General features: G+C 57.3%; 11 protein-coding genes and 1 pseudogene. 10 read left to right on the top strand and 2 right to left on the bottom strand.

Annotation, left to right across the window (positions count from 1 at the left end):
- The first annotated feature begins 8 nt into the window (after window positions 1-8).
- The 6 genes and pseudogenes from ntrB to H4F65_RS14975 form a co-directional block, all read left to right on the top strand.
- Entirely contained in the window at window positions 9-923 is a 915-nt protein-coding gene (gene ntrB, locus H4F65_RS15000; protein ID WP_039320092.1) for a nitrate ABC transporter permease, read from the top strand.
- Window positions 924-933: 10 nt separating this feature from the next.
- Window positions 934-1728, top strand: coding sequence for an ABC transporter ATP-binding protein (locus H4F65_RS14995; protein WP_010278753.1), 795 nt, complete (start codon window positions 934-936; stop codon window positions 1726-1728).
- Between the two features lie 19 nt (window positions 1729-1747).
- On the top strand, window positions 1748-5935 hold the full coding sequence (nirB, locus tag H4F65_RS14990) for a nitrite reductase large subunit NirB (RefSeq protein WP_072152300.1): 4188 nt from the start codon (window positions 1748-1750) through the stop codon (window positions 5933-5935).
- Entirely contained in the window at window positions 5932-8640 is a 2709-nt protein-coding gene (locus H4F65_RS14985; RefSeq protein WP_010278746.1) for a nitrate reductase, read from the top strand. The genes nirB and H4F65_RS14985 overlap by 4 nt, the downstream gene beginning before the upstream one ends.
- Before the next feature lie 25 nt (window positions 8641-8665).
- The gene (gene cobA / locus H4F65_RS14980) at window positions 8666-9499 is read left to right on the top strand and encodes a uroporphyrinogen-III C-methyltransferase (RefSeq protein ID WP_010278743.1); all 834 of its coding nucleotides are present in this window, start codon (window positions 8666-8668) and stop codon (window positions 9497-9499) included.
- A gap of 6 nt (window positions 9500-9505) precedes the next feature.
- Window positions 9506-9919, top strand: a pseudogene (locus tag H4F65_RS14975) (RpnC/YadD family protein); the annotation flags it as partial.
- Window positions 9920-10033: 114 nt separating this feature from the next.
- Here the strand turns inward: H4F65_RS14975 and H4F65_RS14970 are convergent.
- Both H4F65_RS14970 and H4F65_RS14965 read right to left on the bottom strand, forming a co-directional pair.
- Window positions 10034-10498 carry a YehS family protein gene (locus H4F65_RS14970; protein WP_010278739.1) on the bottom strand — a complete coding sequence of 155 codons (465 nt, stop codon included), beginning with the start codon at window positions 10496-10498 and terminating at the stop codon, window positions 10034-10036.
- 84 nt (window positions 10499-10582) lie between these two features.
- The gene (locus H4F65_RS14965; RefSeq protein ID WP_010278736.1) at window positions 10583-11104 is read right to left on the bottom strand and encodes a 1,2-dihydroxy-3-keto-5-methylthiopentene dioxygenase; all 522 of its coding nucleotides are present in this window, start codon (window positions 11102-11104) and stop codon (window positions 10583-10585) included.
- Window positions 11105-11394: 290 nt separating this feature from the next.
- On the opposite strand from H4F65_RS14965, the gene H4F65_RS14960 reads away from it, so the two are divergent.
- The 4 genes from H4F65_RS14960 to H4F65_RS14945 are packed head-to-tail and all read left to right on the top strand — an operon-like array spanning window position 11395 to window position 15859.
- The gene (locus tag H4F65_RS14960) at window positions 11395-12324 is read left to right on the top strand and encodes a sugar ABC transporter substrate-binding protein (protein WP_010278734.1); all 930 of its coding nucleotides are present in this window, start codon (window positions 11395-11397) and stop codon (window positions 12322-12324) included.
- Window positions 12325-12327: 3 nt separating this feature from the next.
- Window positions 12328-13875 (top strand): sugar ABC transporter ATP-binding protein, encoded by a 1548-nt coding sequence (locus tag H4F65_RS14955; protein WP_010278732.1) that lies wholly within the window; start codon window positions 12328-12330, stop codon window positions 13873-13875.
- Window positions 13872-14864 (top strand): ABC transporter permease, encoded by a 993-nt coding sequence (locus H4F65_RS14950; RefSeq protein ID WP_010278728.1) that lies wholly within the window; start codon window positions 13872-13874, stop codon window positions 14862-14864. The genes H4F65_RS14955 and H4F65_RS14950 overlap by 4 nt, the downstream gene beginning before the upstream one ends.
- A complete protein-coding gene (locus tag H4F65_RS14945) occupies window positions 14861-15859 on the top strand; it encodes an ABC transporter permease (protein WP_010278725.1) in 999 nt (332 codons plus the stop codon). Before H4F65_RS14950 ends, H4F65_RS14945 begins: the two co-directional genes overlap by 4 nt.
- Window positions 15860-15899: the final 40 nt, after the last annotated feature.

Genomic DNA, 15899 nt, shown 5'->3' with positions numbered 1-15899 from the left:
GGTTGATGATGAAAAACCAGGCCCAGGTCATTCCAATTACCGCGGATAACGCCCCGGAAACCGTACGCAGCGCCGATATTACGCCACTGCCAACTAAACCCGTAACGCCCGCAAAAGCGCCGGCGGCTCCTGCTTTTGCCTACCGCTTGCTGCTGCGTAAGCTGTTTCAGCAACTCTTCCCTGCGGTTCTCGGACTGGGGCTGCTGGTTGCGGTCTGGCAGATTGCCGCGCTCAACAGCGAAAACTTCCCGACGCCGTGGACGACCTGGCTTGCGGCGCTCAGCCTCTTTGCCGACCCGTTTTACATCGCAGGGCCGAACGATCAGGGCATCGGCTGGAACGTATTGGCCTCGCTGCAACGCGTGGGTATCGGTTTCGGGCTGGCGGCACTGGTCGGCATTCCCGCTGGCTTCCTGATTGGTCGTTTTACCTTTCTGGCCAACATGCTTAATCCGATTATTTCGCTGCTGCGCCCGGTCAGCCCGCTAGCGTGGCTGCCTATCGGCCTGCTGCTGTTCCAGCGTGCCGAACCGGCATCCAGTTGGACCATTTTTATCTGTTCTATCTGGCCGATGATCCTCAATACCGCCGAGGGCGTGCGCCGTATTCCGCAGGATTATCTGAACGTGGCGCGCGTCCTGAAGCTCTCCGAATTTACCATCATGCGCAAGATTCTGCTGCCTGCGGTGCTGCCTAACATGTTGACCGGCGTGCGCCTGTCGATTGGTGTTGCCTGGCTGGTGATTGTGGCGGCGGAAATGCTGACCGGCGGCGTCGGTATCGGCTTCTGGATTTGGAATGAGTGGAACAACCTGAATGTGGAAAACATCATCATCGCCATCGTGGTGATTGGCGTTATCGGTCTGCTGCTTGAGCAGGGACTGGTGTGGATTGCTAACCGTTTCAGCTATGACAACCGCTAAGGAGCCGACGATGCGTACAACACCGATTATTCAAGTGCAGCAGGTGAGCCAGCGTTTCAATACCGCCAGCGGTGAGTTTCTGGCGCTGGATCAGGTGAGTTTTGATATTCACACGGGGGAGACGATCAGCCTGATCGGCCATTCCGGCTGCGGCAAGTCCACGTTATTGAACCTGATTGCCGGTCTGACGCTGCCAAGCAGCGGCGGACTGCTATGTGACAACCGTGAAATCGACGGTCCGGGGCCGGAGCGCGGCGTGGTCTTTCAGAACCACTCGCTGCTGCCGTGGCTGACCACCTACGAAAACGTCGCACTGGCGGTACGCCAGGTGTTTCGCGGTCAGATGAACAAACGCGAAATGCACGAATGGATTACCCACAATCTTGAACTGGTGCATATGGAGCACGCGCTAAACAAGCGGCCGAATGAGATCTCCGGCGGGATGAAGCAGCGTGTCGGCATCGCCCGCGCGCTGGCCATGAAGCCGAAAGTCCTGCTGATGGATGAACCGTTCGGCGCGCTGGATGCGTTGACCCGCGCACATCTTCAGGATGCAGTGATGGAGATTCAGCAGCGGTTGCAAACCACGATTGTGCTGATTACGCACGACGTTGACGAAGCGGTGCTGCTGTCGGATCGCGTGCTGATGATGACCAACGGCCCCGCGGCGACGGTCGGGGAAATCATGAAAGTCGAGCTGGAACGTCCGCGTTCACGCGTCGTGCTGGCTGACGATCCGCACTACCACCACTACCGTCAGCAGGTGCTGCATTTCTTATATGAAAAACAGCCTAAAGCAGCCTGACAGCGAGGCCGGAACGATGATGAAACCGCATCTGATTGTGATTGGTAACGGGATGGCGAGTGCGCGATTCGTCGATGTGCTGCGCCAACTGGCCGCAACGCGCTACCGCATTACCGTGATTGGTGATGAACCGCGCGCCAGCTATAACCGCATCCTGCTGTCGCCAGTATTGAGTGGCGAGAAAGCGTTTACGGATACGCTGCTGACGCCTGCGGCTATCGACGACGATGCGGCGCTGCCGGTGAATTATCTCCTGGGTGAGCGGGTCACGCACATCGATCGCCAGCAGCGTGAGGTGACAACGACGCAACGGCAACTGCACTACGATCATCTGGTGTTGGCGACCGGTTCCACGCCGTTTATGCCGCCGATGCCCGGTATCGATCTGGCTGGTGTGTGCGGCTTCCGCACGCTGGATGATGTCGAGCTGATGTTGGCGACGATTAGCCGATCCGTTCCTGCGGTGGTGATTGGGGGCGGTTTGCTCGGTATTGAAGCCGCCGCGGCGCTGCAACTGCGCGGTGCTGACGTCACGTTGCTGCATCGCGTTCCAGTTTTGATGGAGCGTCAACTGGATGCCACGGCGAGCGACCTGCTGTGCGACAGCCTGCGTGCTCGCGGTATTGCCTGTGAGACCGATGTACAGGTAGTCGCACTGCATGGCGATGAAAAAGGCGTCACGGCTGTTGCGCTGGCAGATGGCCGTACAATTCCGGCCGGGTTGGTGGTCGTGACCGCGGGGGTGATTCCCGCTAGCCAACTGGCGCGCGACGGCGGCTTACCCTGTAACCGCGGCGTGCTGGTGGACGGACAGTTGCAAACTGCCGACCCGTATATCAGCGCAATCGGCGAATGTTGTGAACTCAATGGCGAAACCTTTGGGCTGGTTGCCCCGTGTTTCACCCATGCTGCGCTGGTGGCACAGCGCCTTGCCGGACACACACCGAAAGACTATCAGCGTGAACAGGCGGCAACGCGGCTGAAAGTCACGGGAATTGGCGTGGTCAGCGGCGGCGATATTAACGCGGCACCGGATGATGAGGTGTACACCCTTTTTGATCCGCAGACGCAGCACTACCGCCGTCTGCTACTGCGCGACGGGCGGCTGAGCGGTGTCCTGCTGTATGGCGACACCGACGACAGCCAGCGCCTGCTGGCCGCGATGGAGAGCACGACAGCGGGCGAGATGATTCCGCCAGCCTCGCTGCTTTTCGGTCTTTCTTCCCCTGATTCTGACCCACAGCCTGAAGCTGTAAGGATTCCTGTCATGAGCAAACCTATTTTGTTGGTCGTCGGCCACGGTATGGTCGGCCACTATTTTCTTGAACAGCTGGTTGAACGCGACCTGCATCAGCATTACCACATTGTCGTATTTGGTGAAGAACGTCATGAAGCCTATGACCGCGTTCACCTTTCCGAGTATTTTTCTGGCCGCAGCGCCGCTTCTCTGTCGCTGGTAAAAGACGGCTTTTTTGCCGAGAGCGGCATTGAGCTGCGCAGCGCCAGTGAGATCGTGGCGATCGACCGTGAACGCCAATGCGTGAGCGATGCACAGGGCAGGGAAACCGCCTACGACAAGCTGGTGCTGGCGACCGGCTCTTATGCCTTTGTTCCGCCGATTCCCGGCAATACGCGCCCCGGCTGTCTGGTTTATCGCACGCTGGACGATCTGGACGCGATTGCCGCACAGGCGAAAAAGGCCAAGTCTGGCGTGGTGATTGGCGGTGGCCTGCTGGGGCTGGAAGCGGCAAACGCCCTGCGCCAGTTGGGGCTGGACACCCATGTGGTGGAGTTTGCGCCGCGTCTGATGGCTGTGCAGCTGGATGACGGCGGTGCCGCTATGCTGCGGCGCAAAATTGAGGCGCTGGGCGTACAGATTCATCTCAGTAAAGAAACGCGTGAGATCACCGACGGCGAGCAGGCGTTGCATCGCCTCTGCTTTGCTGACGGCAGCGTATTGGAAACCGACTTAGTGTTATTTTCCGCCGGGATTCGCCCGCGTGACAAGCTGGCAGATAGCTGCGATTTAGAGAAAGGGCCGCGCGGTGGCATCGTGATTGACGACCGCTGCCAGACCTCCGATGACGCAATTTTTGCTATCGGCGAGTGTGCGCTGTGGAAAGGCCAAATTTTCGGATTGGTGGCACCGGGCTACCAAATGGCACGCAGCGTGGCGGATACGCTGGCGCAGCGCGATACGCCATTTACCGGCGCGGACATGAGCACCAAGTTGAAGCTGTTGGGCGTTGAAGTCGCCTCGATTGGCGATGCACATGGACGCACGGCGGGGAGCCAAAGCTATCAGTGGACGGACGGCCCGAACGAGGTCTACAAGAAAATTGTCGTCTCTGCCGACGGCAAGCGTTTACTGGGGGCGGTACTGATTGGCGACAGCAGCGATTACAGCACGCTGCTGCAAATGATGCTCAACGATATGCCGTTGCCTAAACAGCCGGAAGGATTGATTTTGCCTGCGCGCTCTGGCGATGCGCCGAAAGGATTGGGCGTGGCGGCATTACCGGCTAGCGCACAGATTTGCTCCTGTCATAACGTTAGCAAAAGCGATATCTCGGCGGCGGTGGCAGGCGGCTGCGGCGAACTGGGCGCGCTGAAAACCTGCACCAAAGCGGGAACGGGCTGCGGCGGCTGTGTGCCGCTGCTGAAACAGGTGATGGAGTATGAACTGACACAGCTGGGTGTCGAAGTGAAGAAGGACATTTGCGAGCACTTTGCCTATTCGCGTCAGGAGCTGTACCACCTGATTCGTGTGCATGAGATCCGTTCGTTCGACAGCCTCCTTGAGCGTTACGGCCACGGTTTAGGCTGTGAAGTGTGTAAGCCTCTGGTGGGGTCGATGCTGGCGTCCTGCTGGAATGATTATCTGCTGCAACCGCAGCACCTGCCGCTGCAGGATACCAACGATCGTTTCTTTGCCAACATCCAAAAAGACGGTACGTATTCCGTCGTGCCACGCGTGCCGGCGGGGGAAATCACCCCGGAAGGGCTGATCGCGATCGGTCAGGTGGCGCAGCGCTATAACCTGTACACCAAGATCACCGGCGGTCAGCGCGTAGATTTATTCGGTGCGCGCCTGGAGCAACTTCCAGAGATCTGGCGTGAGCTGATCGATGCCGGATTTGAAACCGGTCATGCCTACGGCAAATCGCTGCGTACCGTGAAATCCTGCGTGGGATCGACCTGGTGCCGCTATGGCGTGCAGGATTCCACCGGGCTGGCGATCCAACTGGAGCACCGTTACAAGGGGCTGCGTTCGCCGCATAAAGTTAAAATGGCGGTGTCTGGCTGTACCCGCGAATGTGCTGAGGCGCAAAGCAAAGATATCGGTGTGATTGCCACGGATAAAGGCTGGAATCTATATGTGTGCGGCAACGGCGGCATGAAACCGCGCCATGCCGATCTCTTCGCCAGCGATCTGGATACGGAAACTCTGCTGCGCACTATCGATCGGGTCTTGATGTTCTATATCCGCACCGGCGATCGTCTCCAGCGGACCAGCACTTGGATGGATAATCTGGAAGGCGGTATCGACTATCTGCGTCAGGTGATTCTGGAAGACAGCCTGAATATCGGTGAAGAGTTAGATAAAGAGATGCAGCGCGTGGTTGATGCCTACCAGTGCGAATGGCAAACCACGCTGGAAAGCCCGGAACGTCTGGCGCTATTCCGCGGCTTCCTGAACAGCGATAGCCCGGATGAAGCGGTGGTGATGGTGCCGGAGCGCGGACAGATTCGTCCGGCGCAGGATCATGAAAAAGCGGTCTCGCCAGAACTGGTTGCTCTGAAACCCGCCGCGCATGAAGCGGAGTGGGTACAGGTGGCGACGCTGAGTGATATTCCGCGCCATGCCGGCATGGCGGCGCGCCTCGGACAGCAGCAGATCGCGCTGTTCCACCTGCCGGGTAGCGAGCAGCAAGTGTACGCGTTGGAAAACCACGAGCCGGGCAGCGGAGCGAATGTGCTATCGCGTGGGTTGATCGGTGACGTGGCGGGTGAACCGGTGGTGATTTCACCGCTGTACAAGAAACGCTTCAAGCTGCGAGATGGTGTGAGCCCAGATGACAGCGCGCTGTACGTACGTGCCTGGCCGGTGCGCGTGGAAGACGACGAGATTTGGGTATGCCGTCAACCGCTAGCTGTGCCTGAAGGCGTCGTGCTGGCAGATACTGCCATGGCGAAAGCATCATGAACGCGCGCGTCTGTCGGACAACCTGCCCCTATTGTGGCGTCGGCTGTGGTGTGCTGGCAGAACACGATGGGCAAGGTGCGGTAAAGATCAGCGGGGATCCTGCCCATCCGGCGAATTTGGGTCGGCTGTGCGTCAAAGGCTCCGCGCTGGGAGAGACGCTGGATTTGAAAGGCCGGTTATTGTGGCCGCTCGTGGAAGGACGTCGCGTTAGCTGGAATCAGGCGCTCGATACGGTAGCCGAACGGCTGCTGGCGACCATGCAGCAGCACGGCCCGCAGTCGGTAGCGTTTTATGGTTCAGGCCAGCTGTTGACGGAAGATTACTACGTCGCTAACAAGCTGATGAAGGGCTTTATTGGCGTCGCCAATATGGATACCAATTCGCGGCTGTGCATGGCGTCTGCGGTGATTGGCTACAAGCGCGGGCTGGGAGCAGACGCTGTTCCCTGTAACTATGAAGATATCGAACTGGCGGATGTGGTGGTGCTGGTCGGTTCTAATACCGCCTGGGCGCATCCGGTGGTGTATCAGCGGCTGGTGCAGGCGAAGCAGCAGCGGCCACAGATGCAGGTGGTGGTGATCGATCCTCGACGTACCGCAACCTGTGACATCGCCGATCTGCATTTACCGCTGCAACCCGGTAGCGATGCCGGACTGTTCAACGGCCTGCTGCAGTGGATTGCACAAGATCCACGCATCGATCGCACCGAATTGGCCGATCGTTTTTCCGGCGTGGAAGCAACATTAGAGTCAGCGCAAGCGTGGTCGGTGGCGCAGGTGGCGGAGTTTTGTCAGTTAGATGAAGCCGATATCGAGTGTTTCTACCACCTGTTCAGCACCAGCGATAAAGTGGTCACGCTCTATTCGCAGGGTGTTAATCAATCGTCCTCGGGCAGTGATAAATGTAACGCGATCATCAATGCTCACCTGCTGAGCGGCAAAATCGGCGTGTCGGGTTCCGGCCCCTTTTCGATAACCGGACAGCCAAATGCGATGGGTGGGCGGGAAGTTGGCGGGCTGGCCAATCAGCTTGCCAGCCATATGGGCTTTACGCCACAGGATATCGAGTGTGTAGGGCGCTTCTGGCAGAGCGATAATGTGGCGACGCAGCCCGGTCTGAATGCGGTGGAACTGTTTCGCGCGGTTGAGTGCGGCGATATTAAAGCGGTGTGGATTATGGGCACCAATCCGGTGGTGTCGATGCCGGATGCTGACCGGGTGAAACAGGCGCTGGAACGCTGCCCGCTGGTGATCGTCTCCGAGGTGATGCGCCACACCGATACCGCAGAAACCGCTGATATCTTACTGCCTGCGTTGGGCTGGGGAGAAAAAGACGGCACGGTAACTAATTCCGAACGCCGAGTGTCTCGCCAGCGAGCCTTTCTGCCTGCGCCGGGGGAAGCCAAAGCCGACTGGTGGATGTTGAGTCAGGTGGCGCAGCGTATGGGATTTGCTGAGGCATTTGCTTATCAGCATCCGGCGGAGATCTTTCGTGAACATGCGACTCTGTCCGGATTTGAGAATAACGGCAGCCGCGCGTTTGATATCAGCGGGCTGGCGACGCTCAGCAACCAGCAGTGGCAGCAGTTGGAGCCGATACAGTGGCCGGTGAATGCGACATACCCACACGGGCGCGCTCGACTGGGTGACGATGGCCGATTCTGGCATGCCGATGGCAAAGCGCGTCTGGTGGCGGTCACGCCATCGCTGCCGCAAAGTCCGTGGAACGCGGCGTATCCGCTGGTGCTGAACACCGGACGTATTCGCGATCAGTGGCACACCATGACGCGTACGGGCAAAGCGGCTCGGCTGATGCGTCATATCAGCGAACCTTACTGCGAGCTGCATCCACAGGATGCGCAGACGCATGACATTCAGGCGGGCGATCTGGTACGCCTGTCGTCGGTGCACGGTTGGATGTTGGCGCGGGCGCGACTCGACGCCGGACAGGCCCGCGGCAGTGTGTTTGTACCGATGCACTGGAATCAGCAGTTCAGTGCTCAGGCTCGGGCTGACAGTTTAGTGGCGCCGATTACCGATCCGTATTCCGGCCAGCCGGAAAGCAAGCACAGCCGGGTGCGTATCCAACTCTGGCATACCGCCTGGCAGGCAACGCTGTTTTTTGCTGACGAGCCATCTACCGCAGCATTAACGTTACCCGCAGATCATGACGTTCTACCGCCGCCCGCCACCTACTGGAGCAAAGTGCCTCATGAGGGCGTGACGCAGTATCTGTTTGCCGACCGCGTGCCGGTAGACGATTGGCAGGCATGGCTGATTGAACATTATGGGCTGGAAAATATGCAGTGTCAGATTGCACAGGGCAACGGCGTATTTCATCTGATTGGCTGGCGTGATGGTCGCGTGGTGTTGGCCTGCTATGTCAGTGCACAGGCGCTGCGTATCGACAGCGACGCAGTGTGTCAGGCGTTTGTCACTCCACCTCAGCAACCGCACGAGCGCCATGCGCTGCTGGCGGGGCAGGCACCGCAGGGACAGGTGGCGCAAGGGGCGACGGTTTGCAGTTGCTATAGCGTTGGTGAAGCGATCATCATCGGTGCGATTCGTAAAGGCTGCCACAGCGTGGCAGCGCTAGGCGGCACGCTGAAATGTGGCACCAACTGCGGTTCCTGTATCCCCGAACTGAAAGCGTTATTGAGCCAGCATGTGCCGATAACGGTCAATGAATTGAAAAAAGCCGGTTGAGCGCCACGGCGTAATGAGGTGTGACATGATGACAACACAATCAATATTGGCGCAGGGCCAACGGCGTCAGCCTGTACTCGGCGGTGAAATCTGGCTGGTAGGTGCAGGGCCGGGTGATGCAGAACTGCTGACGCTGAAGGCGCTGCGGGCAATCCAGCAGGCGGATGTGGTGGTCTACGATCGGCTGGTGTCGGCGGAGATTATGGATTTGGTGCCGGAGCAGGCGCTGTGCATCGACGTCGGGAAAACGCGCGGCTGTCACCGTTTGTCACAGGAAAAAATCAATCAGCTGTTAGTTGAACTGGCGCAGGCCGGGCAGCGGGTGATCCGTCTGAAAGGTGGCGATCCCTTTATTTTTGGTCGCGGTGGCGAAGAGATGGATTATGCCCAACAGGCTGGAGTCGTCTGCCACGTCGTACCCGGTATTACCGCCGCGACAGGCTGTGCGGCGGCCGTAGGGCTACCGCTGACGCACCGGGCTTGTGCGCAGTCGGTGTGCTTCGTGACCGGCCATTCGCGCGATGGCGAGCCGCAATTGGACTGGCCGACGCTGGCGGACAGCCAGCAAACGCTGGTGTTCTACATGGGGCTGAGCCACAGCAGTCGGCTGTGTCAGCGTCTGATCGAGCACGGGCTGTCCGCGCAGACGCCCGTCGCGATTATCGAACGCGGCACCCAGCCGGATCAGCGGCTATTGACTGCAACATTGGCGACCTTACCGGCACTGCTGGCACGTTATCAGCCACAGTCGCCCAGCCTGCTGGTGGTCGGTGACGTCGTCCGCTTCTGCCGTCATCCGGCGCTGCACGTCGACGCAGCTCCTGCACGCTTGATGATGGAAAAGCATGCAGCCGCCTGACTGCAACGGCTCCGTGATATGCTGGAGCTAGCGCGTGAGATTGGGTTACTATTTGAACGCTGGTCGGTGCCGCTGACGCAGCGTCGGGCGCTGTTATTTTATATTGCACAAGCGGGAAACACATCCAAACCCGCAGATTTCATTGACGCACTGGCAGCACCGCTATCAACCGGTCAGGAGGACATTATGACGATTGCAGAACAATTGAAAAAAATGGGATTCGAGGAAGGAATCCAGCGCGGTATTCAGCAAGGATTAGCACAAGGCATTGAACAAGGGATGAAAAGCAGTGCCAGACAAATTGCCCGTAATTTATTGCTAACGGGAATGGATAAGAACAGCGTGCAGCAGGTCACTCAGCTTGAGGAAGAAGAGCTCGAGAAGCTGGTCACCGCTATCCTGCATGACACACAGCACTGATACTGTATTAAACAATACCGTATTAACAGATAACGTACTAAAAACCGAGCGTTGCTGATGCCTTTATAAGAAAGGGTCAGTCAGGCAACGCTCGCGTCTTTCGTTAACGGCGTTTTAGCCTTTGCGTACTCGCGCCGTCAGCCCTTTCAGGAAGTAGCGGATCACCTGATCGCCGCAGGTGCGATAGTTTTTATGATCGGGCGCGCGCATCATCGCGGTGACTTCCGGTACTGAAATGCGGAAATTCTGTTCCAGCAGGATCGCCTGAATATCATCCGTTTTTAATGAAAACGCGACACGCAGCTTTTTCAGAATAATATTGTTGGTCATCTTGCGCTCAAACTGCGGCGCAGGCTGGTTTTCATCTTGTCCACGTTTTTGCAGAATCAGCCCGTTCAGGAAATAACTCATCACGATGTCTGGGCAAGGTTGATAACCTTCTTCCCCTTCCTTTTTGACGTAGCTCACCAACTGCTGGGGAGGGACGGTCATCTCCACCAGCGCCAGAATCTTCAGCAGGTGGTCATTATTCAAATTCAGCATATAGCGCACGCTGCGCAGGACATCGTTATTCATCATTACGGAAGGGGTCTCGCCGTTCGTCTTGGTACAAAACGCACAGTATAAAGGGAACGGCGGAGAAATGCAGAAACGATCGTGGAATTAGTGAAACGTCTCCCGTCCGGTAAAGTGCCCAACCCAGCCTTCTGGATTGGTAAAAATGCGGATCGCGACAAAATCAGGAAATTCGCCGCAGTCAAACCAGTGCGGCGTGTTGGCGGGAACGCGTAAGAGATCGCCTGCCTCACAGGTAAGCTGGAAAACCTGCTCGCCAATCGGCACAAAGAAGCTTCCGCTGCCGCGCACGAAGAAGCGTACTTCATCTTCACTATGGGTGTGTTCCTGAAGAAATTTTTCCCGCAGCGCCAGTCTCTCGGCATGATCCGGCGTCAGGCTGATCACATCGGCAGAGGTGTAGCCCTCTTGCTGTTTGAGACGTTCAATGTCGGCATGGTACTGAGCCAAAATGGTTTCGTTGCTGGCGTCTAACGGTGGTGCATCGGTCTGCCAGTGCTCTAGCTGGATCCCGGCGCTGGCGAGCAGGGAAGCGATGTCAGTAAACGCGGTGATCTGCTGGACGGGTTGCGTGATCTGTGGACGGTGGTAAATCGATAGCGTTGTCATGTCTGCTTTTCCCTTGGGTATAGAAGAGTGTTAACCACTCCCTTTATAGGGACAAAAAACAAGATGCATTTTTTATAACTTATTCCTGTAAATTCAATAAGTAAAATTCGCTACATCTGTTTATCAATGCTATTTCTATTTAATCACTAGCCATTATCATTTTTGTTATTTCGATTTAACTTTTCCCGTTGCTAATCTCTTTCCCTGCTAATAATTTTATAAAAATCGGGATAAAAATGATGAAGACTCGCTTTTCTCGTCTCGCTGCGTGCGTGTTGGCTACAGGGGTAATGACCTCTGCTCAGGCAGCGGATGAGACACTGTCATTGAAGGGAAAAACTATTGGCGTTGCCGTAGTGGGAACACAGCACTTTTGGGACCGTGAGGCCTACAAAGGGGCGACCGAAGAAATTGAGAAACTTGGTGGGCAGGTTGTGGGCGTAGATGGAGGGCGTGATAATCAGGTTCATGCCAATAACCACGATATCCTGCTGGCGCGTAAGGTCGATGCCGTGATCAGTATTCTCGGCGACAGCGCGGTAGAACCGAAGTTTAAAGCGCTGCATGAGGCAAAGATTCCGGTTTTTACCGTCGATCATGTTTCATCGTATTCCATCAATAACACGACGTCAGATAACTACGCGATCGGCTCGACGATCGGGCGTTATACGGCGGATGCGCTGGGAGGAAAAGGGAACATCGCGGTTTTCAACGCTTTCTCCAACGCGCTGCGCATCTGCGGTATTCGCTATGACTTGTGGAAATACGTTCTGCAAGATTATCCGGGGATCAAAATTATTCAGCCTGAGCTGGCTGAACAATATTCCAACTCGCCGGAAGACGCGCGCAAGAAAACCCTTGAGCTGCTGAGCCAGTACCCGAAAGGCACGTTGGATGCAATCCACGTTGCCTGCTGGGATCAACCGGCCATCGGCGTGGTGCAGGCATTGGAAGAAACCGGGCGTGATAAGGACGTGAAGGTCACGGCGATTGATGCCGGGCCAGAAACGCTGGAAATTATGGCGGAGAAAGGCAGTCCGTTTGTTGCCAACGTAGCGCAGCAGCCGCGTCTGATTGGCACCACATCGGCGAAAAACGTCGCGCGTTATTTCGCGGGTGCCACACTGCTGCCGCAGACGTTTGTACCCGTCTTGCCTGTCAAAGGGGAGGCGGAAGCCAAGGCGGTCTATAAACAGCTTGGCTATGGCGAACTGAAATAACCTATGGTGGGATATCACTCAGCCCCGCTGCCGTCCGGCGGCGGTCTGGCAATGACGCACATCAGCAAGCAGTTCGCGGGAGTTCCCGCGTTGGACAACGTCTCGCTAACGGTTCGGCCGGGAGAAATTCTCGGCCTGATCGGGGAAAACGGCGCGGGGAAATCGACCTTAATCAAGGTGCTGGCTGGCGTTTATGCCTCAGACGGCGGCGAGATCGCTGTCGATGGGCAGCGGTTGAGCGCTGTGACGCCCGCGGTTATACACGCGCACGGCATTCGTTTTATCCATCAGGAACTGCATCTGATCCCCCATTTTACCGTGGCGGAGTCGGTGTTTCTCGGTCAGGAACGAGTGAACCGCTGGCGAGGCGTCGATCGTCGGGCGATGCGGCGTGAAACGGAACAGTTTTTTCAGCATACGTTCAATTTATCGATAGACGCCAATCGACTCATCCGGGAGTTAAGCCTGGCGGAACGCAAACTGGTGCAGGTCGCACGAGCGCTGATCGACGGCAAGGCGCGGCTGGTGGTGTTTGATGAGCCGACTGCGCCGCTGGAAGCGCGGGAAGCCACGCAGTTACTGCATACGCTCCAGACGCTGAAACAGCGCGGTATTGCGATTATCTATGTCTCCCACTATCTCAATGAAATTGCGGATATTTGCGATCGCGTCACCGTGTTACGTAATGGTAAGGGGGTGACGACACTAGACGATCCTGAGACGAAGGATATCGATGGAATGATTCGTCTGATGGTGGGGCGAGAGATTGCCAGCCTGTTTGACGGGAAGCGCAAGACAGAGAAAAGCGGTACGCCGTTGCTACAGGTTGAACAGCTCACGGATCGGCAGCATTTTCAGCCAATCCGTTTTCAGGTGGCGGCGGGAGAAATTGTTGGGATTGCGGGATTGTTAGGATCGGGACGTGAGGCGCTGATTGATGCGCTCTATGGCATTACGCCCGCCCGTGAAGGACATATTACGATCGAGGGTCAGACGCTGCGCCCGCGTTCTCCAGTACAGGCCATCGCGCAGCGGATGGCGCTGGTGCCGCGCGATCGTCGTCATGATGGGCTGATTTTACCGCTATCCGTGGCGGACAATATCAATCTGGCTTCCTTGCCCGCTGTCGCCTGGCGCGGTTGGCTGCGGCGTAAGCAAGCTGTAGCGCAGGCGAATCATCTGGCGCAGACGCTGGATATCCGGCCGCGCGATGTCAGCGTGCCCGTGCGCAATTTAAGTGGCGGTAACCAGCAGAAGGTGATACTGGCGCGCTGGCTAAAGACCGAGACTCGGCTGTTTATTCTTGATGAACCGACGTTGGGGGTTGATATTGGCGCGAAAGCAGAAATCTATCAGCTTACCCGGCAGCTCGCGGCAGAAGGGCGAGCGGTTATCGTTTCTTCCAGCGATGACGGTGAACTTCTGGGGCTGTGCGATCGTATTCTGGTGATGTGGCGCGGTGAACTCATCGCTGATGTGCCGACGGAACATCTCTCACTGGATAGCCTGCTGGCGTTGACCAGCAGCGGCCGCATGCAGGAGACGGTATGACTCGTGCCTTACAATCCCTCCGAGCGACGCCGCGTTTAGCCGGGTTTTTCAATCATATACCCTTAGTGCTGTTTGCGGCACTGCTGCTGTTCCTCTGCCTGAGCGCACCTTATTTTCTCAGCTGGCAAAATATCACCATTATTTTACGCCAAAGTGCGCCGCTAGCGATCTTGTGCTTCGGGCTGGTCTGCGTCATTACGGGCGGCGGTGACGATGTTGTCTCCGGCGGTATCGATCTCTCTCTGCCTGCGATTGCGGTACTTGCCGTGGCGATAATCAGCGATGGTTTGACGAACGCAGGGTTCAGCTACCCGTGGTTGATTGCGCTGGTGGCAGGAGCTGTGCTACTGGCAGGGGCGGTGAATGCCGCGCTGGTGGTGGCGATTCGGCTACCGCCGCTACTGGCGACGTTAGCCTGCTCCGTGGCGGTAATTGGACTCACCAATTTACTGACTCAGCAACGGCGCATCAGCGTGAGCGATCCGCTGATTGTGGCGTTTCGTGATAGCAGCCTGCTTGGGTTGCCGCTGGCGGTCTGGTTTATGCTGCTGGCCTTCTTCTTGTTTCAGTTTGTCGTTCACCATAGCCGCTGGGGCCAGCATTTGCAGGCCGCGGGCGGAAACCGCGAAGCGGCGCAACTGTCGGGCATTTCCCACAAGCCGCTGATTATCGGTTCGTATCTGTTGGGGGCGCTGGCGGCGGCGCTGGCCTCGCTGACGCTGGTGGCGCAAGGATCGGGTAGTTCGCCCGGCACGGCAGAGCCGCTGTTGCTGGAGATGGTATTGGCGACGTTTCTTGGTGCGGCGTTTTCACGTCGTCGGGTGGTCACCATCTGGGGGGCATTGCTGGGTACGCTGCTGGTGAACGCCCTGTCGAACGGCCTGGCGCTACTGCGAGTCGATATTTTCTGGGTCGGTGCGATTAAGGGCGTGCTGATTCTGGTGGTGCTCGCCGCCGCCTCGCTACGCAGGCAAAGGAGTCACACGTGAAACCTTCTTCTTTGGCGGTGCAGCCTGTGCTGCCGGGCGGCAGACTGGGGCTGTCGTTCTTTATCCGCTATGGTTTTCTGGTCATTCTGCTGGCTTTTCTGGTGTTTTTCTCGCTGCAAAACCCAATATTTTTGACGTTAGGTAACTGGGGGAATCTGCTGCAGGGCAGTGCGGTGCTGCTGATTGTGGCGCTGGCTATGACTCTGGTGGTGACCGCGGGCGGAATCGATCTGTCGGTGGGCGTTGCGCTGGATTTTGGTGCCGCCTTCGCGCTGGTGGCGCTCAAAGTCTATGGCCTGCCGTGGCAGGCAGCGGTGTTGGCGGCATTAGCGGGAGGCGCACTGGTTGGTTTGCTTAACGCGGTGCTGATTATTCACTGCCGCATTAAGCCGTTTTTGGCGACGCTCGGGACATGGTTTATCGGTAGCAGCATCGAACGCATTTACACCGAGGGCGGCGGACCGATCGCTTACCGCCGGATGGCACCGCAGTACCATGATTTGGCCGTTGGCGATCTGTGGGGCGTTCCGGTGCCGATCGTGATTGTGGCGGTGCTGTGGCTTGCCTATTACCTGTTTTTTGAACGGACGATTGCCGGTAAACGTATTCATGCAATGGGATTGAATGCGCCAGCGGCGCTGATTGCCGGCGTTAACGTGCGGAGCACGATGTTCTGGCTGCTGATTGTCACGTCGGTGACATGCGCCATCGGCGGTGTGGTGTTATCCGCCAATCTGCGTCAGTTTACGCCGCTGGCCGGACAGGCTTACCTAATGGACGCGATTGCCGCGGTGTTCATCGGCACCGCGTTCCACGCGCAAGGGCGACCCAACGTGGCGGGGACGCTAATTGGCGTGCTGTTTCTCGGTATGATCGCCAACGGTTTGAACCTGATGGGGCTGAACTTCATCGTCAAAGATGCGCTGAGCGGCGTGATTTTAGTGCTGGCGCTGGCGCTCTCTTTCCTGCAAGGGCGACTGCGTCAGCGGCAATAATGAATCGGCCACGAATAAAAAAACACAATGTGAAGAAGCG

The sequence above is a fragment of the Pectobacterium brasiliense genome, from assembly GCF_016950255.1.
GTDB lineage: Bacteria > Pseudomonadota > Gammaproteobacteria > Enterobacterales > Enterobacteriaceae > Pectobacterium > Pectobacterium brasiliense.
This window is presented reverse-complemented; position numbering and strand designations above follow the sequence as displayed.